Origin of the sequence: Thalassobaculum salexigens DSM 19539, assembly GCF_000423805.1 — a bacterium.
Taxonomy (GTDB): Bacteria; Pseudomonadota; Alphaproteobacteria; order Thalassobaculales; family Thalassobaculaceae; genus Thalassobaculum; species Thalassobaculum litoreum.
This window is the reverse complement of record NZ_KE384094.1, coordinates 1,092,281-1,112,236: the sequence shown is the minus strand read 5'-3', so window position 1 is coordinate 1,112,236 and position 19,956 is coordinate 1,092,281. Positions and strand designations below refer to the sequence as shown.

General features: G+C 63.6%; 12 protein-coding genes. 3 read left to right on the top strand and 9 right to left on the bottom strand.

Annotation, left to right across the window (positions count from 1 at the left end):
• Positions 1 to 109: 109 nt before the first annotated feature.
• The 6 genes from G578_RS0120425 to goxA all read right to left on the bottom strand — a co-directional run bounded on the left by G578_RS0120425 (position 110) and on the right by goxA (position 11,435).
• A complete protein-coding gene (locus G578_RS0120425; protein WP_028795816.1) occupies positions 110 to 2,125 on the bottom strand; it encodes an ATP-binding protein in 2,016 nt (671 codons plus the stop codon).
• Positions 2,126 to 2,906: 781 nt separating this feature from the next.
• The gene (locus tag G578_RS0120415; protein WP_028795815.1) at positions 2,907 to 4,502 is read right to left on the bottom strand and encodes a flavin monoamine oxidase family protein; all 1,596 of its coding nucleotides are present in this window, start codon (positions 4,500 to 4,502) and stop codon (positions 2,907 to 2,909) included.
• A gap of 31 nt (positions 4,503 to 4,533) precedes the next feature.
• Positions 4,534 to 7,194: a multicopper oxidase domain-containing protein gene (locus G578_RS0120410; protein WP_169400891.1), complete on the bottom strand. Its 2,661-nt coding sequence runs from the start codon at positions 7,192 to 7,194 to the stop codon at positions 4,534 to 4,536.
• Positions 7,195 to 7,650: 456 nt separating this feature from the next.
• On the bottom strand, positions 7,651 to 8,127 hold the full coding sequence (locus tag G578_RS27370) for a RidA family protein (RefSeq protein ID WP_028795813.1): 477 nt from the start codon (positions 8,125 to 8,127) through the stop codon (positions 7,651 to 7,653).
• A gap of 15 nt (positions 8,128 to 8,142) precedes the next feature.
• Positions 8,143 to 9,312 (bottom strand): glycine oxidase maturase GoxB, encoded by a 1,170-nt coding sequence (gene goxB / locus G578_RS27365; RefSeq protein ID WP_169400890.1) that lies wholly within the window; start codon positions 9,310 to 9,312, stop codon positions 8,143 to 8,145.
• Complete coding sequence (goxA, locus tag G578_RS0120395) at positions 9,309 to 11,435, bottom strand: CTQ-dependent glycine oxidase GoxA (RefSeq protein ID WP_211228968.1); 2,127 nt, start codon at positions 11,433 to 11,435, stop codon at positions 9,309 to 9,311. Before goxA ends, goxB begins: the two co-directional genes overlap by 4 nt.
• A gap of 258 nt (positions 11,436 to 11,693) precedes the next feature.
• Between goxA and G578_RS0120390 the strand changes: the two genes are divergently transcribed.
• Positions 11,694 to 12,767, top strand: a complete 1,074-nt coding sequence (locus tag G578_RS0120390; RefSeq protein WP_028795811.1) for an AraC family transcriptional regulator — start codon at positions 11,694 to 11,696, stop codon at positions 12,765 to 12,767.
• A 258-nt stretch (positions 12,768 to 13,025) separates the two neighbouring features.
• On the opposite strand, the gene G578_RS29685 is transcribed toward G578_RS0120390, so the two are convergent.
• Positions 13,026 to 13,781, bottom strand: a complete 756-nt coding sequence (locus G578_RS29685) for a phytanoyl-CoA dioxygenase family protein (RefSeq protein ID WP_156907404.1) — start codon at positions 13,779 to 13,781, stop codon at positions 13,026 to 13,028.
• Between the two features lie 372 nt (positions 13,782 to 14,153).
• Positions 14,154 to 15,050, bottom strand: coding sequence for an FkbM family methyltransferase (locus G578_RS29680; protein ID WP_156907403.1), 897 nt, complete (start codon positions 15,048 to 15,050; stop codon positions 14,154 to 14,156).
• Between the two features lie 356 nt (positions 15,051 to 15,406).
• Between G578_RS29680 and betC the strand changes: the two genes are divergently transcribed.
• Both betC and betB read left to right on the top strand, forming a co-directional pair.
• Positions 15,407 to 16,915 carry a choline-sulfatase gene (betC, locus tag G578_RS0120380; RefSeq protein ID WP_028795810.1) on the top strand — a complete coding sequence of 503 codons (1,509 nt, stop codon included), beginning with the start codon at positions 15,407 to 15,409 and terminating at the stop codon, positions 16,913 to 16,915.
• A gap of 10 nt (positions 16,916 to 16,925) precedes the next feature.
• A complete protein-coding gene (gene betB, locus G578_RS0120375) occupies positions 16,926 to 18,386 on the top strand; it encodes a betaine-aldehyde dehydrogenase (RefSeq protein ID WP_028795809.1) in 1,461 nt (486 codons plus the stop codon).
• Between the two features lie 348 nt (positions 18,387 to 18,734).
• Here betB and metK read toward each other — a convergent pair whose 3' ends face one another.
• The gene (gene metK, locus G578_RS0120370) at positions 18,735 to 19,916 is read right to left on the bottom strand and encodes a methionine adenosyltransferase (RefSeq protein WP_028795808.1); all 1,182 of its coding nucleotides are present in this window, start codon (positions 19,914 to 19,916) and stop codon (positions 18,735 to 18,737) included.
• Positions 19,917 to 19,956 lie beyond the last annotated feature (40 nt).

Below are 19,956 nucleotides of genomic sequence, written 5' to 3'. Positions count from 1 at the left end.
CCTGTAACAAAATTCGGTCGATCGAAGCTGCCAAAGCTCCCCTCAGTCCGTTCCACGAACGCTGACGTCAGAATGGCCTTGGGAGGAAGGCAGCGGATCGAAGCACGCCTCAAGCCTTAACGAAATCGCACCAAAAGGTGCTGCCCTCGCCCACAACGCTCTCCACCCCGATTTCGCCACCCATGCGCTCGACCAGGCTTTTGGCGATCGTGAGACCGACGCCGGTCCCTTCTCCTGCGATCAGGGCCTGACCTTTCACGCGGCTGAAGATGTTGAAGATTGTGGCCTGCTGGTCCTCCGGGATACCGGGACCGGTGTCGGCGAACCGGAGTCTCACCTTCGTCGGCCCTGTCTCACCGAAGTCTATGGTCACGCGCCCGCCCCGGTGGTTGTACTTGATTGCGTTGGACAGGATATTGACCAGCACCTGACGGACCCGCGCGGGATCGGCGAAACATTGTACGTTCTCACGCTGGGCCGTCTTGTCGACTATTTCGACGTCGTGGCGCATGCCGAGGAAGCGGACCTGCGCCAGCGCTTCTGACAGCACCGCCTGAAGCGACATCGTTTCGGCGGCGATCCGGAATTCCATCTGTTCCGCGTGGGTGAGTTCGAGCACGTCCGTCACGAGGCCGTAGAGCTGATGCGCGGCCGTATGGATGTCGGTAAGCTGGTCCTGCTGCTTCTTGGAGAGCCGGTCGCCGCCAGACATCTTGAGGATTTCGGTGAAGCCTATGATCGCATTGAGCGGGGTGCGGAACTCGTGCGACAGGCTCGCCAGAAAGACACTCTTTGCTTTCGCGGCTTGTTCTGCCTTTGCCTTGGCCTGGAGCAGATCCCGCTCAAGCTCCACGCGCGCAGTGATGTCCTGACAGGTTCCGAAGACAACGATGTCTTTCGATGCGCCGCGCTCGAGCTTGAGGTTGGCTTCGACCCAGATCACCTCGCCGTTCTTGCGGATGAGCCGGTAGACTTCCGGGCCCAACGCCTCCGCGCCGTCGTCGATCCCCTTTTGGATCCAGCCCATGACCCGGTCATGGTCGTCAGGGTGATGAACGGTGTCCGCGATCTCCTGAAGAGACGGCTCGTAACGTTCCTCATAGCCGAGAAGCGTACGCATGCCGTCCGACCAGGTAACCGTGGGCTGACCGAGGGTCCAACTGAAATTCCCGATGCGCGCGAGCCGCTGCGCCTCCGCAAGACGGTCCGAGCTCGTTCGCAGCGCGCCGGTCGCCTCCTCAACCCGGCGCCTCAGAACAAGAGCTGAGAGGACCGCGACGGTGCCAATTACGGCGAGAAACAAGGCCGCCGCGATCAGCCAATCGGGAATCCGGATGACGTCCGCCGGGCTGAACCACTCCTCATAGGCGTCAAAATAGGACGAGCTCGGATCCGTCTGAAGCTGCACGAGACCCGCATCGAACGACGCGACCACGCTCTTCGGGACGGAGGGCGAAAAGGCGAAATAGAGCGCCGACGTGCTGAAGACGAACTGGGCGCGAAGGAGGCCCGAGCCGGCCTCCCGGCTTTCCCCGAAAAGATGGTTCACGATCGCGATGTCTGCTGCCCCGGACAAAACGGCCGCAAAGCTTTCCTTATGGCTCCCGGTCAGGACGTAGTCGATCGTCCAGCCGTTCTCCTGGGCGTACTCGTCGAGCTTCGTGGCCTGAATGCTGCCGTTGAGGACCGCGACGCGACGCCCGTCCAGATCCGCAAGGCCGCCTAGCACTAAGCCCGGCGGTATATAGAGATAGGACCAACTGTAGAGAGCAGGGGTCTCGCCGAAACGGAACCGCTCGGCGCGAGCCTCGGAAAACGCGACGTCCGGCATCACGTCGAGCTCCCCGCGCTCCAGAAGCGACAGGCACTCGTCCCAGACGCACCGACGATAGACGATGTCTCGACCGATGCGCGCTGAGAGGGCCGCCAGTATGTCGGGGAAGAAGCCAGATGCCTCCCCGCTCTGTGTGACGAAGAGCTTCGGCGCATTGTCGTAGACGCCGACGGTCAGTGGCTTCTGGTCACCGACGGCCGCAGCCGACGTCGTAAGGCCGATCGCGAGGAGCACAAGCAACCAGCCGCGCCTCCGCAGCGCGATGCGCCACCAACTTCCGCTGCAGGTCATCTTCAAGCCGAGCCCCCTTGCGTCCGTAACTCTCCACCCGGTCAACTTGGACTCTCTGGTCAGTCACCACCATCAGCTTCAAGGACACCATTAGTACATATGGCGGCGCGCCTCCAATTCACGAGATCAGAGGGATCGACGGCGCCGGGATCATTGGATGGGTTGGAAGCGGGAACTGATTGAGACGGGCCAGGGCCCGGCCTCGCGGTGGCGCGGCTCGGTGAGATCGTCGATCTGGCAAACGTCGAAGACATCGGTCTCAACCACGGCACTGTGCAGCGGGTGCTCGGTGACTTCCTGCGCGCTGTCGTGGCACTCCAGGAGGTAAGTCTGCGGGCGAAGGCGACCGTCGGCGCCGGCTCGACCCGACCCTGCGGCTGAAGGACCGTCGGCTTCGCAGGATCCAGAGCCTCCAAGGCACGTTGACGATCCGTGACCCACGCTTGGCGCGCATCGGGAGAGCGGGACCGGTGCCGCCGTTGCTGGTCGGATCGGCACGCTCGACCGCCTGCACTGGCGGCTTTGGAATGGCCAGACGGACAGGGTCCGCGACGCGCTCACGCAGATCGAGCGCCAGCCCGTCGAGTGCGCACCGCCATCGGCAATCTCGGGGACTACATCAATGGCCAGAGCTCCTAATCTGGTCGACTACGCCCGGCGCCAGTGGGCCGGGCAGCCGGTCGGTACGTCGCCCTTGGAGGGCTTGGCATATGCATCGGTGTACCGGCAAGCGGCCTGACCCACGCGTTCCAATCAGTCCCTGGCCGCACGCAGTCGCGCCTTACTGTGACACTCGATCCACAATCGCCTGGACGGCCAGATCGGCGGATCGGATGGCACCCTCTTTCCAGCCCCACCAGTAGCTCAGGAAGTCGCCGGCCAGCATGACATTGCCTTCCGGCACCGTCAGACGGGCATAGGCTTGCGGGTCCAGTTCGGGCGGGTTGTTCTGCCAGCCGCCGGGGAAATGCGGCATGTTGTGCCAGGCGATAGAGAGCGCTCGGTCGCGGTGCACCCAATTCGAGAAACCCGGGTGCAGCTTCTCGCCGCCCTCCAGCGCCAGGGCGACACGCTCGGGATGGGACAGCGCGCCGAAGAGCTGAGCGTTGGCGCCACTGTTGTAGGCGCCGGTCAGGACGCCGGTCTTCGAGAAGTAGGAGTCCGACGGATACCAGAGCTGGGTGATCGGGTGATCCGTCCAGCTGATGCCGCCGTAGATCTGGTCGTTCTCTTCCCAGAAGCGGTGGGTCGCCTGCCAACCGAGCTTGAAGGCAGGCGTATCCTGGATGCGGGTCAGCGCATCCGCATAGGCCGGACGGAAATTATTCTTCACTCGGGCGAGAACCGATGGCGCCATGGTCGAAATGCAATAGTCAGCCTGCTCCCGGCCCTTGGCGTGCACAACCACGACACCGGTTTCGGTGTTCACGACCTCGCGGACCGGGCTTTCTGTCACCACGAGGTCCCTGACGGTGCGTCCGCCCGGGATCGCGGCCGCCAGAAAGCCCTTCACGATCATGTCCATGCCGCCGACCGGCTGCATCAGGCTGGTCTGCCAGTAGTCGGTCATGTCGTTGAAGAGCCCGTTCCGCCAGAAGTCACTGTCGAGCAGTGTCTTCAGCTCAAGATCCGGATACAGCGTTCCCGGATCGCGGCCGGCGCCCGGCGGAACCGAATAGCCGGCCCGGCTTGAGCTTCGGTAGACGAGCCGGTCACCCTGGCGGTTCAGCGCACCGAACTGTTCGAGCATGCCCTTGAATGCGGCGTGGTCCTCGGCGGTGATCGACGCATCCAGAGCCGCGGGGTCCGGCACCTTAGCCAACATCTCGCTCAACCGGCCACGCAGGTCGTGTTTGATGCGCCGCAGCTGGACGGGTTGGCCGCCGAGCGCTTGGTCGCTCTGCAGGAGATTGGCCCGGCTCGCGAAGATGTAGGGCTCCATCGCGACGCCGAGCGTGCGGCAGTACTCAAGCACGGCGGTATGATGATGCGGTATGCGTCCGGGGCCGGCGTTCAGGTACAGCCCGTCGTCGAAACGGCAGACCATTTTCTCCCGACCGACCTCGGCATAGCTGTCTCCGGGTCGTACCGTCAGGCTCCTGCCGCCGATATGTCCGTTCGCTTCGACGATCTTCACATCGAAGCCGGCCCGCGCGAGCTGCAGGCCCGCCGTCAGCCCGGCCATCCCAGCTCCGAGGATCACCACGCTTCGTCCGACGCCGATATCGGCCGGCCTCACCGGTATTCCGGCATGGGCAGGCGGGATCGCCAGCAGGCCGAGCGTTGTCAGACCGTGATAGGCCGCGCCGGCTCCGCCGAGGGCAGCAAGCCGCCCCAGCAGACCCCGTCGGGTCATTGGTCGTCCGTTCCAGTTCATGTCGGGTACCTCTCCCTGCCATTGACGCCAGCTAACGCGATACCGCCCAGGGACGGGTGACGATCCCACCCCCGATATCGAAATAAGAGACGGATTGCCGGTCCGGGGCGATCGCCGCGATCAGGCCAGTGACCGGTGTGTCGGGGTCGGCTGCGGTGATGAGCCCGGTGGCGACGACCAGGCCGCCCTCGAGCGATCGCTGACCCGGGAACGGGGTGAAGAGGGCAACCGATCGCAGCATGCGGGTGCGGTCGGCCACCGCCTCTTCATGGTTATGACCGCCGGGGCCGACATATTCGAGAACGGCGACCTCCGGATCCTGCCGGCTGGTGCCGCGGGTGACGATCACCTGTGCCCGATAGGACTCCTCGACCACCGGATTGAATCCGGGCTCGGAAAGCGGGGGATAGGTGGCGAAGCCCGCGCCGACCAACCCGACGGCGACATTGGTGCCGTCGGTGCCGGGAAGCGGGTCCACCAGCTCTGCGATCACCGCGCCTTGTCCTTGGGGTGCGCAGATCGACAGCTTCAGGTCCCGGTCCAAGGCGGCATCGCCGGTGGCGGACGCAAAATTGCCGATGCCGGCCGCCGCTTCGGTGAGGAACTGTCCGCTCAGCACCGCCACCCGGTTGCGTACGCCGGGGCCGTTGCCGACAACGATGTCGTCCCAGTTGTCGCCGTCGATATCGCCGACCGCGACCCGGATGCCGCCGACCCGGTAGGAGACGTCGAAGACCGGGACTTCCAGCTTGAGTTCGGCTTTCCAGCCGTCATCGCTCTTCACGATGTCGTACACCGCGACCGAAGGCCGGGTTCCCGACCCGGATCCGATCACGATCTCGTCCACCGCGTCGCCGTCGATATCGCCGAGCGCCACGCTCGCGCCGTCGCCGGCCCCGCCGAACGGTCGGATCTCCAGAACGGTCTCGGATGGGGACGCCGGATCGATCAGGCGGACCAGCGGTTCGCCCCGCGACGCGGCGACCGCCAAAAAGGCGCCGTACCCACCCAGCGCGTTGCCGATCCCAGCGCTCACGCCGCCGCGGTAGGCCGGATCGAATGCCTGGAAGCGGGAGACTTCCCGACCGCTTGCCGCCTCGACGACGCTCAGCTCCGGCGGAGTGCCGGGACCCGCGCCGACGGCGACCAACTCTTCGCTGCGGGGACGGGAAATCACGACGGACGCCATCATGCCGCTGTCCTCGTGCAGCAGCATGTGACAGTGCATGACGAACTTCCCGGGAAAGGCGGAGGCCTTCATCTTCAGGTGCACTTTGCTGCGACCTGGCAAGGTCAGGGTGTCCATGACCCGGCGGAAGGGATAGATGATCGGGTTCTCGGGCAGATCCGTGCGCAGCTTGGTCAGCGCCTGGTCCTGATAGTACTCGATCCGCTCGATGATGAAGTCGCCCTGGTGGATGTGGATCGGATGCGCCACCTGGGAGTAGGTGCTAACGATCCAGCGCTCGATATCTCCGGAATAGCCCTGGATCACGGCGTTGTTCGGGAAGTATCCGAAGTTGACCCGGCCTCTCAGATACTGTTCGTCGAAATCGAACGCGATGTCGCGGGTCAGGACCGGTTCGGCCTCGATCAGCGCCGGTGTCTTGGTGGGGGCGAATTCCGGAACCGCGCGCGCCACCGCTTCCCCCGCAACCTCGACAGTAGCCAGCACCAGCGTCGGCACGAAGGCCTGGGGAGGCTGGAAGGTCAGCATCGCCGGCAGGTTACCGACTTGCCGCCCATAGGCGTAGTCGACCACATTGATCAGATGGTAGGTGCCCGGTTCGGACGGCGCCGTCACCGCCCAGGTCAGGCGCTCACCCGGGCCCACGAAGAAATCCTCGATAGGGTCCCGGTGCTTGATCAGATGGCCGGCCAGCGGCACATACTCGTCGTTCCCGTCCTGCGCCAGGATCGTGGTGCGGAACAGGGGGGTGGAGGGATCGACGGTCCCGTCAGCACCGATCCGCGCCAATGCCAGCGAATAGGAGGCGGAGACATTGACGTTCATGGCGGTCCAGATCTGGGTCTCGTTCGGCCGCATCGCGATGGTCGGGTTGAGCTGACCGTTGACGAGGTGACTCGGACGATAGTCCGGCGCCGTTCTCGGCGCGCCGACTGCCGCAGCCGGGTTCGGGTCGGTGAGCGTCGGGCTTGTGTTGTTTGCGACCGGTCCAAGAATGAAGAGGTCCGGGTCTTCCCGGCTGGGGGCGAGTGCCATTCCACTCAGGACAAGCTGCTGAGAGACCAGTCCTTCGACCAGCGGTCGATGCATCGGTGCGACCACGCCGCCGACCTGGATCAGCCCCGCCAGCCCGCCGAACACCTGCGGCGCGGTCGAGCCGTGCATGTGCGGATGATACCAATTCATGCCGTCCGAATGGGTCGCACCGAGGCGCATTTCGGTACGGTAGCTGTGGCCCGGTCGGAAGGCGCGGTAGACGTTGTCTCCTTCGCCGGCGGGGCTTACCAGAAGCCCGTGGGTGTGCAGGTTCGACGCATCCGGCACCGGCTCGGTTGGGTCGAAATGCAGGTCGCTTGCCTGCAGCACCTCGTTCGGGATCCGCTGGTCCTCGATCCTGAGGCGCAGGGTGTCGCCGGCCTCCAGCATCAGCGTCGGTGCCGGGAAGATTCCGTTATACGACGAGACCACGCCACCGACCCGGCTTTGGCCTTCGAAACTTGCCACCCGATAGGGTCTGGATCCCATCAGCATGGGCGCGGCGGCGGTCCCGGTAATGAGCCGGAGCTCAGCATCGAGGACGCCGTCGACGGACCGCAAAGCCCGGTCTCCGGAGGTCAGATCCAGCAGAGGGCCGTCGGATGGCAGAGGCCCGCCGTCGAACGGTGCGATCGCCACCCCGATCCGCGGTTGGTAGTAGACGACCTCGCCGCAGGGCAGGAAGACCTGGTCGGCGGGCCTCGGTGGACAATGCGGTCTGGGCAGCGGGCCCTCCGCAGCCTGCGCCGGGATCGGAAGGCAGATGCTCAGGCCGATGGTTATCGCGGTCCGGACGACCGCCGCCCGGAGCCTTGGCACAGGTGCAGAGGTGGGCGTCTTCGTCCTGGCTGTCGTCGAAAGTCCGGTCATCACCACACCTCACACTGTTCCGCCAAAGTCCGCTCAACGGACGGCGGTCGCCCGTCAGTCGGCGAGCACGGCGTTACATTCGATCTCGACGCTCGCGCCAAGCGGGAGTGCCGGGACGATCACTGTGGACCTCGCCGGAGGGTTTGTCGGGAAATACTCCCGATATGCCTCGTTCATCTTCGGGAAGTCCTCGATATCTGCCAGCAGCACCATGCATTTGACGGTGTTCTCAAACGACCCGCCGGCCAGCTCCACATACTCTTTGATATAGGCGAGCGACTGGCGTGCCTCGGCGCTGACGCCGCCCGGGACGAGTTCCGCCTTGCCGGGCACATGACCGAGAACGCCGGAGACGTAGATCGTGTCGCCGGCGCGCACGACAGCTGAATAGGGGAGGCCGGGCAGGTTGTGGTCGGGGTACGCCTTGATCTCGCCGGCCCGACCAGGGGTCGGCATCCCAGCGGCTGCGACAAGAACCGCGAACGCCGGCAATGCGAGGGCTCTGGCCCTGAAATTCTTGGGGAGCTTCATGTCATCCTCCTGTTGTTACCGTGTTAATTCGGTTTGCCGCCCTTCGGTCGAGCGGATCGGCTCGGGTTGGGCGTGGTGTGCAGGGGTGTTGCGCCGTGTCCAGAACGGGTGCCGGGCGAAGCGACGCTCGCGTCGGTAGATCGCCGTCTGCTCCGCTCGGAACCGGGCGACACCATCGGCCACCCGGTCGGCATAGGCATCCAGTGCCGCCGTATCGCCGGCCAGAGACCGAGACACGGCCTCGGCAGCGTTGATGGCGGTCCAGAGAGCGGTCGTCATGCCATGAGCGGAGAGCGGATCGAACGCCGCCGCGGCATCGCCGACCGCGATCCAGTCGGGTCCGGCGGCGCGATCGAGCCAAGTCGAACCGGCGCTTGCCAGGTCGGGTGCCTGCGCGATCTCGAACCCGCCGGTGTCTATCCATTTCGAGATGTAGCAGGTGTCGGCGATCAGCCGGCCCCATGCCTCCTGATTGCGTCCCAGGCCACGTGGCAGAAGATCCGGATCGGTGTAGTGGTTGACCGCCAGACAGCCATCGGCGAGTAGGCTGGCATACCACCAACCGTCCGGGACGGCCTCGATCAGCGTGGTTCGGGTCGGATCGATATCGGATGATCTCTGCCTCAGGAAGGCGACGGCAGCGATCATCCGATCCTGGCGCCGCATGACCGTCATCCGACGTCCGATCAGGCTCGACCGACCAGTTGCGTCGACCAGCAGGCCCGCCGTCAGCGTTCCGCCGTCGATGGTTCTCAGCCACCAACCGCTATCAGTTCTGCAGGCCGTGTGGACGGACGTGGGCAGGCGTGTCGCGCCTGAATCTAACGCAAGGCCGAGCAGATCCTTCTCGAAGGCATTGCGGTCGATTGCCGTGCCGAGACCGCCTGGTAGGGCCATCGCGCTGCGTTCGAGCAGCGCCCGTGTGCCCCAATTGGAGAAACTCGTCTCCATCCGTCGATGGACCGGCCTGTCGAGAAAGCGACCCGCGCCCAGCGTTTCAAGCAACGGCCGGGCCGCTGCGGCGAGGCTCTCGCCCGCGCGCGGCCTGTCCTCGCGCGGCGGCGCGATCCAGAGAACCGGCAATCCCCGGAGACGGAGGGCGGCACTGGCTGCCGCGCCGGCGATACCGCCGCCGATAACGGCCACCGTACCTTCGGACAGGGAACGGGCCGGGTCGGCGGTCATGGCAGTTGCCCCATCCCCGGGGTCCATTTCATCCGGATCTCGATATTGCCACGGCCGACCTCGACGAAGAGATCCTCGGGGATGCCATCGGGGCGCGCACCGTCGGCGGGTCCCGGCCTCTTCACCACGAAGCCCATCTCCTGCCACAGGGTGATCATGTTGATGATGCCGTCCCAGTAGCTGGCGTTCGCGTGATAGCCGACCCCGGGAACGCCCCGCGCCCACCACACCCGATTCTCGAAGAACTTCACCCGGTCGGCATCGGAAAGGTCGGTGCGCATCAGCTGCTCGTAGAATTCCTCCGGCAGCACATCGACCGGCAGCAGGGCCGGCCACCAGACCGGGACCGGAAAGGCGTCCTGCATGGCGACCCGCTGGCAGCTGAAGGCATCTGGTTGCCAGGGAAGCCCCATCCACCGTGTCAGATCTCCCGGCATCTGCGGGCCGATCGGGATCGTCTCGTTTCCCTTGTGTTGCGTGGCAGCATCGAAATCGAGAATTCGCCCGACGTCCTGCAACAGGGACGGGCGGCTTCCCCTTGCGATGCGGAACGGCTCGGCCGCAGTGTCGGTATGGCGTCGATAGAGCGGCGCCAGTCGCAGGTAGTAGGAAAGTTCCACGCCCGGATGAAAGGCACCGCCCGAGCACGGTTCCAACGCTGCCTCAGTCAGGGCCGAGGGCTGGAGAGCCGCCGGCAATTGCTCGATCCGCTCGACGACGTCCAGGTCAGCATCAGCGAAATCGTCGACGAAATCGCCGACCGCCCAGCGTCTCAGGTACTCGTACTGAAGCTTCGGAAACTGGAACCACTGGAGCGGGCTGCCGTCATGGTCGATCCCGTCGCCGGTCATCAGGGGGATCTTGAGGTGCTCGTCCTTGTAGGCATCGTCGCCCAGATTGTCCGGGTTGCGGAAGGCGTCGAACACCGCGAGCCGCAGCGGCGCATTCTCCGGACGCGGATCCGCCAGTTTCGCGATGAAGGCCTCGCTACCGAGATCTCCGATATCGAGCCAGGCTTCGCGCAGATTTGCCGCTGCGGAGACCCATTCCATGAGGGCTGCCCGTCGGAAGGTCGGGTAGACGTGCTTGCGGAAGGATATCGGGCCTTCCGGGATCTCCTCCCAGCCCTGCTCCCAGTTGAGGCTCGCGATGACGTCGTACAGAGTGCTGATGGGCGGAATTTCAGGGGCGAAGTTCGGTCCAACGCAGGCGACCCAGGCGCCGTCCGCCTGTAACGTCCGCCGGTCGTCCAGGGTCACAGTGGCGTCCACCGGTCCATCGCACCAGTCGTCGTACCAGCCGTCATTGTCGGCGAAACTGGTGATCGGGGCGTTCTGCGGCGAGCCGGCCACACCGTCCGGCGGCATGACGATCAGCCGGCCTTTGTCGTCCGTGCGCACCTGCCCGAGTCCGACATCCAGGCTTTCCCAGAAGCGGCCGACCATCCTGTAGTCGGTCAGGTCGCCGGCCGCGTTGACATCGGTGCCGCTGATCGTCACCGGACCAGGGTCGATCACAAGCATGCGCTCCCGGTCCGCATCGCTCTGATAGGCGCGGTTGCGCTGACGTCCCGGCAAGCCCGGCGCCGCGGCTCCATTGTCGAGGGGATTGCTGAAACCGTACCAGGCCGCCTTGGTGTTGGCGACGTGGACCCGCCAGGAGATCGTCGCCTCGGTCGTGGTTATCTCGCCGATGACGCGATCCCGATCATCAAAGGCGTAAATGCGGAATCTCTGCGCCTGTTTCTTGATACGGTCGGTACCGTCCTTGAAGCCGCCCTCGGGCTGCGGCGGTACGCCGGGCAGTTCGGGGGCCAGAAACCATTTCGGACTGCCGCCGACACGGGAGATTCCCAGCGCAGGATAGATCGCCACACGTGCGATCCGTGCCCCCTCGGGCGCGGCCTCCGCCGGTGTGGTTGCGGCGACTGCCGGCTTGATCGGTAAGGGAAATCCGAGACCGGCGATCCAGGCCGCCGTTCCGGCGCCGGCCAGAAAGTCCCTCCGGCGGGTCTCTGTCTTGTCTGGCATTCCAATCCCCATGCTCTGCACGCCATTGGCTGGGGAGTATGGGGAGCCGTCGATACCGCCACCTACCGTATGTCCGGATTTCTCACACGGCATGTCCGGAATATCCGACAGCGCTCAGGATTTGGCGGTCCCAGACAGCAATGAAACAAAGCTCCTCGGTTCGATGGTGAAGGACGTCGCAAAGAGTCCTTGCATCATTAAGGGTCTTAGAGTGCGAAGAGCTGAGGAGCATCAGGCATTGGGACGTAGGCGATCATCAGGTTAGTCTTTTGACGGTGGCTGGCGGCGTTCCAGAAGATCTCTTCGGTCGGCTCTGGTTTCAGGAAGTCGGCCTGGCGGGAAGGACCAGAGATGAGGAAAAAAGCGGGCGCCGTCCTGGCACAAGAAAGCATCCCCGTTCCACACGCGCATTTCAAACTGGACGGTGTACCGGAGCGGGAACGCTTCGACGTCTGGCGTGAGAGCATCTCCTGTGTCTTCGAGGTCGAGGCTGATCGCCAGGTTCGCAACGACAATTTCCACGCTGAGATCGATGCGAACATGTTCGGCTCGATCATGCTTGCGCGCACCAGAACCCTACAGCAGCGCTGGGAACGCTCGCCCCGGCTGATGGCCCGCGACGGTATGGACCACTACATGATCCAGCTTTACGAAAAAGGCGACATGCTCTGGGAGACGAAGACCGGCACACGGAGCTTCCCGACCGATGGTCTGGTGATCTTTGATCTGGCGCAGCCGGCCGTCTCGCGGACGAACAATTTCGCGAACATCTCCCTGTTCATTCCCCGAAGCATGCTGGAGGATCAGCTCACATCGGCAGACGACCAGCACCTGCGCGTGCTCACCGGCGAAGAGCCGATGGTGCAATTGCTGCGCGACCATATGAGTTCACTCAAGGCGCTCTCGAGCCGGATGACGGCGCGGCAAGGCGCGGAGATTGCGCCGGCGACGGTGGGCCTCGCTGCGGCGTGCCTTAACGCCGCCGCATCTCCCGACAGGCCGAACCAAGCCTCCGGCGTTGCCTTCGCCAAACTGACACGCGCGCGGCGACATATCGAAGCTCGCTTGGATGATCCCGACCTGTCGGTTGATCTGATCTGCCGCAACCTGGGGATATCCCGCACCAAGCTATACGAACTGTTCGATTCCTTCGGAGGCATCGGCACCTATATCCGGGACCGACGGCTGAGACAGGCCTTGGTCGCGCTGGCAGACAAGACCCGGGCACACCACTCGACCTACGACATCGCCCTGGCGGCCGGCTACAGCAGCGATGCGGCCTTCGTCCGGGCGTTCCGCCGACGCTATGGCGTCACCCCGAACGATGTTCGCCATGCCGGATATGCCCCGAGAAGCTCAGAGCATCATGACCGACCCGGCCTGGACCGCCGTCACGAGGACTGGGTGAAGCATTTGATGATCTAGAGCCAAATCCGACCATATTGAATCATTTCATGATTCAATATGGTCGGTGAGTTTGTCTCTAAAACAATGAGATAGAGCAGAGTCACGCACGCTGACGCGATCACGAAGTGATCCCGTCACCGCACGATCTGCTCTAGATTTTAGCTTTCATTGGGTTGGGGATGAACTGCGAACGCTAAGGAGGGGTATACGCAAAATGCATAGATAAGTAGGCCAGTTGCTTCTGACGACCGAGCCGCCAGTCGATGCGACCGACTCTTAAGTGCCCGACTCTCGCCTATAGTCGAAGTTCCAACCAGATCCGTCGTTTTGCGGAACCGCATATTCGTATTTACCGGACTGATAATGCTTCGGCAGCGCCGAGCGCTGGCCAATTCTGAACTCAATCGAAAGCCGATAGTCGCCGCCTTCTGGAAGCTTTTGCGTGCTATGTAAGGTTGTCTGATGGAACAGCAACACGGAGCCAGCCGTAACAACGGGAGTCGTTACCAAAGAGTCGATCGGCGCGCCATAGATCCGCTCAAGATCCGCTTCGGTATGTACGGTCGGTCCACCCATTTTATTTTGATTAAAAGCGTTGATAAAAACCCGGATATCACATTCCGGACGCAAGAACGTCAAGCCGGGTGCGGTTTCTCCGACATCGACGGTTGGCACCCAGAAGTTGAGCGTTGTGCTCTCAGTCCCCATGAACTGACCATCGAGATGGAAAGCCAGGTGACTGTCGTACTGGCCGGGTTCATGGAAGCGAAATGCGCATTCATGCATTAAAAAGACGGGCTGATCCCGTAGTACTTTCTCCGCTACTTGCAGGCAAGGAGATGCGCAAAACATACTCATAATCGACTCGCGGATTTCAGCGCCGCGTTCACCTTTATGTTCATCGATCATCGCGAAGTTAGCGGAGTTCTGATATTCCGGTTTCATTTCATCAGGAAAAGCAGAATTGAGAAGGTCGGCGAGTTTTCCGACTTCTTGTTTTGTAAATGCATCCTTCAAAACAATAGGAAACATGGTGCCTCCATGAAATCTGCCGATACAGCATAAACCATACAGATGCCGACCGCATTGAACGCCCGGTACCCTTGAGCGCAATTGATCTGCTCCGACAGGACGCGCTGGACGGATAAGGGGCCGAGATTCGTCCTGGGTTTTCCCTTGATGATGGTGTGGCTGCCGGAGCTGAGAATCAAGCGGAACCGGCTCGAGAGCCGGTCAGGTGTGGTCCACGAGCACAGGCTTCTTTGACTTATTTTTCGCATGAGAAGCGATCAACGACGGGCGCTAGAGCATTTCCCGATCACCCGTGAGCGGGAAATGCTCGCAATCTATTGAAGATAGAGCAGAGTCACGCGAGCAGATGATTCCATCTGATCGCGATCTGCTCTAGTCAGTTGCCACAGGCTCGGGTCTTTCAGGTCCAGCGCGCCAGCCGGCCATGTTCCATCCAGGTAATTCGTTAATGAAGCCGAATATCAGAAAATACCGAGCCGGTTCATAGTGAAATTCATCGGTAAATGGTGCCAGAAATGTTTCTTCGTCGACAAAGTCATCGCGAACGAAGTACGCATTTGATCCACCGATCCCACAGCCGACAAGGGAGTATTTCTTAGATTTCATCAGTCTCGTATAAGCCGTTAGTGATGCACTAAAATGATCATCTCCCTGAAATATATGATCGGAGTTGTACGGCATCACCCAGTCGAACGGGGGAGGGAATTTCGCATTGTATTCAACGACAATAACTCTTGGGTTTACCTGATCAATTACCGAGAGTACGTGGTAGTCATTGCCATCGATATCAACGCTTAAAAAATCAATCTCCCTGTCATCGATCACGGAACTGGGCCAAATTACCGAATTGACATTATCTTTATTTATATAACAGCACTTTGCTTCAAGGCGGGTGCCAATACTATTGAGAAAATTGCCGTTAATGTAGTTAATGTTTTCTTGATTTCCATCGATCCAAATACCGGACCATCCCTGTTTAAGAAGATAGCGGGTGTTATTTTCCAGTCCATACCCGCATCCGATTTCGATGAATGTATGATTCTTGATGCCAATCCTGCGGAAAATTTCTTGTATTATGCCATCTTCATCCACTTGCCCGTATACTTTGAAGCCTGACCGTATAAGGCTTCGTGGATCTTCATATTTCTGGTCTTTTATAATATCTCTATAACATTGGTAGGCGGCTGGGATCGTGCTGTAAACGCTGTCGAATGTTTGCTGATCGGCCCATCTTCCAGTCCATCTTTGAGGGTATTGCTTCTGGTTCATCGCTCTCTCGCTAGTAGGGCCCCAGCCGCGGGCGCAGATCTGTTGGAAACTTTTAATACTCTAACCGCGGTTGATATGCCTTCGCAAATTACTCTCCAATTTGAATGGACGTTTTCGGATCAGATTTCCTGGGTCGGAAAACAAACGACGTGGAGTCCGACCGGCGACCGGCTCCCGATCCGCCACTCCCGATCCGCCGCTCCCGGTCGCCTCGACGCAAGACTGCGGCCCCGGACCATGGTGAATGGGCCTAGTCCCAGCCCTTTGCCAGCCTGCCGCTTTTCGGCTAGGGACGGGATGTCGGCGTTCCATGTTCGCCTGCCGCCGACCCCGAAACCCGGACCCGGAAGCACCCCATGGCGCGCCCCAACATCCTCATCCTGATGGTCGACCAGCTGAACGGAACCCTGTTCCCGGACGGACCGGCGCCGTGGCTGCACACCCCGAACCTGCGCCGCCTGGCGGAGCGCTCGACCCGCTTCGCCAATGCCTACACGGCCTCGCCGCTCTGCGCGCCGGGCCGGGCGTCGTTCATGTCGGGCCAGCTTCCCTCGCTGACCGGGGTCTACGACAATGCCGCCGAGTTTTCCTCGGCCATCCCGACCTATGCCCATCACCTGCGCCGGGCAGGCTACCAGACCTGCCTCAGCGGCAAGATGCATTTCGTCGGCCCGGACCAGCTCCACGGTTTCGAGGAGCGGCTGACCACGGACATCTACCCGGCCGATTTCGGCTGGACCCCGGACTACCGCAAGCCCGGGGAGCGGATCGACTGGTGGTACCACAACCTCGGCTCGGTCACCGGCGCCGGCGTGGCCGAGATCTCCAACCAGATGGAGTACGACGACGAGGTCGCCTACCACGCGGTGCGCAAGCTCTACGACCTGTCGCGTGGCCATGACGGGCGGCCCTGGTGCCTGACGGTCAGCTTCACCCATCCGCACGACCCCTATGTGGCCCGGCGCAAATACTGGGACCTGTACGAGGACTGCGAGCACCTGCAGCCCACCGTCCCGGCGATGGATTACGAAGACCACGACCCGCATTCCCAGCGGATCTTCGACGCCAACGACTGGCGCAGCTTCGATATCACCGACGAGAACATCCGCCGGTCCCGCCAGGCCTATTTCGCCAATATCAGCTATCTGGACGACAAGATCGGCGAGATCCTCGACACCCTGGAGCGCACCCGGCAGGAGGCGATCATCCTGTTCGTCTCGGACCACGGCGACATGCTCGGCGAGCGCGGATTGTGGTTCAAGATGAGCTTCTTCGACGGTTCGTCGCGGGTGCCGCTGATGATCTCCGCACCCGGCATGGCGCCGGGCCTGATCGCCGCCCCGGCCTCCACCCTGGACGTCACGCCGACCCTGGCGGAACTCGCCGGCATCTCCATGGAGGAGGTCACGCCCTGGACCGAGGGCAAGAGCCTTGTCTCCGTCCCGGGCGGCACACCGCGGCCGGGCTCGGTCGCCATGGAATACGCCGCCGAAGGCTCCTACGCCCCGCTGGTCGGGTTGCGCCGGGGCAGGTGGAAGTACACCCGTTGTGTGCTCGACCCGGAGCAGTTGTTCGATCTGGAGGCCGATCCGCACGAGCTGACCAATCTGGCCGCCGATCCGGCCCATGCCGACACCCTGGCCGAGTTCCGGGCCGAGGCGGATGGGCGCTGGGACCTCGCCCGGTTCGACGCCGAGGTGCGCTCCAGTCAGGCAAGGCGCTGGGTGGTGTACGAGGCCCTGCGCAACGGCGCCTATTACCCCTGGGACCACCAGCCGCTGCTGAAGGCGTCGGAGCGCTTCATGCGCAACCACATGGATCTCAATGTGGTCGAAGAGAACCAGCGCTTCCCGCGCGGCGAATGAGGAACCGGCAATGACCTACGACGCACAGCCCAAGGCCAGCCACTTCATCGCTGGCGAATACGTGGAAGACAGTGCCGGCGACCCTCTGGACGTGGTCTATGCCGCGACCGGCGAGACCATCGCCCGCCTGCACGCCGCCACCCCGGCGATCGTGGACAGGGCCCTGGCCTCGGCCAAGGCGGCGCAGGCCGGCTGGGCGGCGATGAGCGGAACCGAGCGCGGCCGGGTACTGCGCCGCGCGGCCGACATCCTGCGCGAGCGCAACCGCGAGCTCTCGGTGCTGGAAACGCTCGATACCGGTAAGCCGCTGTCGGAGACCCTGGTGGCGGACGCGACCTCCGGCGCCGACGCGCTGGAGTATTTCGGCGGGCTGGCCGGCAGCCTGACCGGCGAGCATATGCAGCTCGCGGGCGGCGATTTCGTCTACACCATGCGCAAGCCGCTGGGCGTGTGCGTCGGCATCGGCGCTTGGAACTATCCGACCCAGATCGCCTGCTGGAAGGCCGCCCCGGCGCTGGCCTGCGGCAACGCGATGGTGTTCAAACCGTCGGAAATGACGCCGCTCTGCACCCTGAAGGTGGCCGAGATCCTGATGGAAGCGGGCGCGCCGGCGGGGGTGTTCAACGTGGTCCAGGGCTACGGCCCGGTCGGGGCGGCGCTGACCACCGATCCGCGGGTGGCGAAAGTCTCGCTCACCGGCTCGGTGCCGACGGGGCGCAAGGTCTACACGGCGGCGGCCGAAGGCATCAAGCACGTCACCATGGAACTGGGCGGCAAGTCGCCGATCCTGGTGTTCGACGACGCCGATGTGGAGGCCGCCGTCAGCGGCGCCATCGTCGGCAACTTCTACAGCTCCGGCCAGATCTGCTCCAACGGCACCCGGGTCTTCGTACAGAAGGGGATCAAGGAGGCGTTTCTGGCGCGCCTGACCGAGCGGCTGGCCGACGCGGTGATCGGCGACCCGATGGACGAGGCGACCACCTACGGCCCGATGGTCTCCGAACGCCAGCTCAAGATCGTCGAAGGCTACATCGCCAAGGGGATCGAGGAGGGCGCGCGGCTGGTCGCCGGCGGCAGGCGGATCGACCGGTCCGGCTGGTATCTGGAGCCGACGGTCTTCGCCGATGTGACCGACGGCATGACCATCGCGCGGGAGGAGATCTTCGGCCCTGTGATGTCGGTGCTGGACTTCGCCGACGAGGCCGACGGGATCTCCCGGGCCAACGCCACCGAGTTCGGCCTGGCCGCCGGCGTGTTCACGAACGACCTCGCCCGCGCCCACCGGGTGGTCGGGCAGCTGGAGGCGGGGAGCCTGTATATCAACGCCTATAACCTGACCCCGGTGGAGGCGCCGTTCGGCGGCGTGAAGGCGTCCGGCGTGGGGCGCGAGAACTCCAAGGAGGCGATCCACCATTACTCCGAGGTGCGTTCGGTCTATGTCGCGGTGAACGCGCCGGAAGCGCCGTATTGAGGGGCAGGCCCCCTGCCACGTCCTCTCACTTCCCGGATTCATTCCGGGGCCCACGCGTCGCCCGCCTCGGGCGTGAGAGGGTCTCTCCCCGACGACTGAGGCAACCCAGGGGTAGACCCCGGAATAAATCCGGGGAGTGCAGGAATAGGAAATGGGAACGAAGAAAGGCCCGCGCCGGGGGTGGCGCGGGCCTTTCCTTTTTGGTCGCCGTCTTCCCGGGCTTGCCCCGGGATCCAGAGAGCGGCGCGATGGAACGCCTCCGATAAATCGTCGACGCTCCGGCGTGCGGCGCCCTCGACCCCGGCGCGGAGGCCGGGGAGACGGGAGAGGGCGATCTATCGCCCGCCCTCAGTCCGCCGCTTCGGCGCCGAACTCGCGGGCGAGGTCGTTGGCGATGTCCGTGCGCTCCCAGCCGAAGCCGCCGTCCTTTTCCACCGGCCGGCCGAAATGGCCGTAGGCGGCGGTACGGGCGTAGATCGGCTTCAGCAGGCCCAGATGCTCGCGGATGCCGCGCGGGGTGAGCCGCACGCGCTCGCGCAGGATCTTGCCGAGACGGTCCTCGTCGACCCGGCCGGTGCCCTGGGTGTCGACATAGACAGCGACCGGCTCCGGCACGCCGATGGCATAGGCGAGCTGGATCACGCATTTGTCGGCCAGCCCGGCGGCGACCACGTTCTTCGCCAGGTAGCGCGCGGCGTAGGCGGCCGAGCGGTCGACCTTGGTCGGGTCCTTGCCGGAGAAGGCCCCGCCGCCATGGGGGGCGGCCCCGCCATAGGTGTCGACGATGATCTTGCGACCGGTCAGGCCGGCGTCGCCGTCCGGACCGCCGATCACGAAGCGGCCGGTCGGGTTCACCAGCAGCCGGTCGTCCGGCAGGGTCCAGCCTTCCGGCAGGGCCTGGGTGACGAACGGCTTCACCATGTCGCGCACCGTGTCCTGATCGACCGCGCCGTCATGCTGGGTCGAGACCACGACGGTGTCGATGCCGACCGGCTTGCCGTTCTGGTAGCGCAGGGTGACCTGGCTCTTGCTGTCCGGGCCGAAGCGCGGCTCCTTGCCGGACTTCCGGGCCTCCGCCATCAGCCGCAGGATGCGGTGGGAGAACTGGATCGGCGCCGGCATCAGCTCTTCGGTCTCGTTGCAGGCATAGCCGAACATGATGCCCTGGTCGCCGGCACCTTCTTCGGCCTTGTTGCCGGCATCGACGCCGAGCGCGATGTCGGAGGACTGGGCGTGCAGGCGGTTGACGATCTCGCAGGTCTCCCAGTGGAAGCCGTCCTGCTCGTAGCCGATGTCCTTGATCGCCTCGCGGGCGATGCCCTCGACGTCCTTCAGCACGGCCTCGGGGCCGCGGACCTCGCCGGCGATGGTGACGTGATTGGTGGTCGCCAGGGTTTCGCAGGCGACGCGCACGTCCTCGCCGGTGGCCAGGAAGGCGTCGAGCACGGAGTCCGACACCCGGTCGCAGACCTTGTCCGGATGGCCCTCGGAGACGGATTCGCTGGTGAACAGCCACGTTCTGTCAGTCATGTCTGACGGTCCTTTGTTGTTGTCGGGAAGAGGCGCCGGG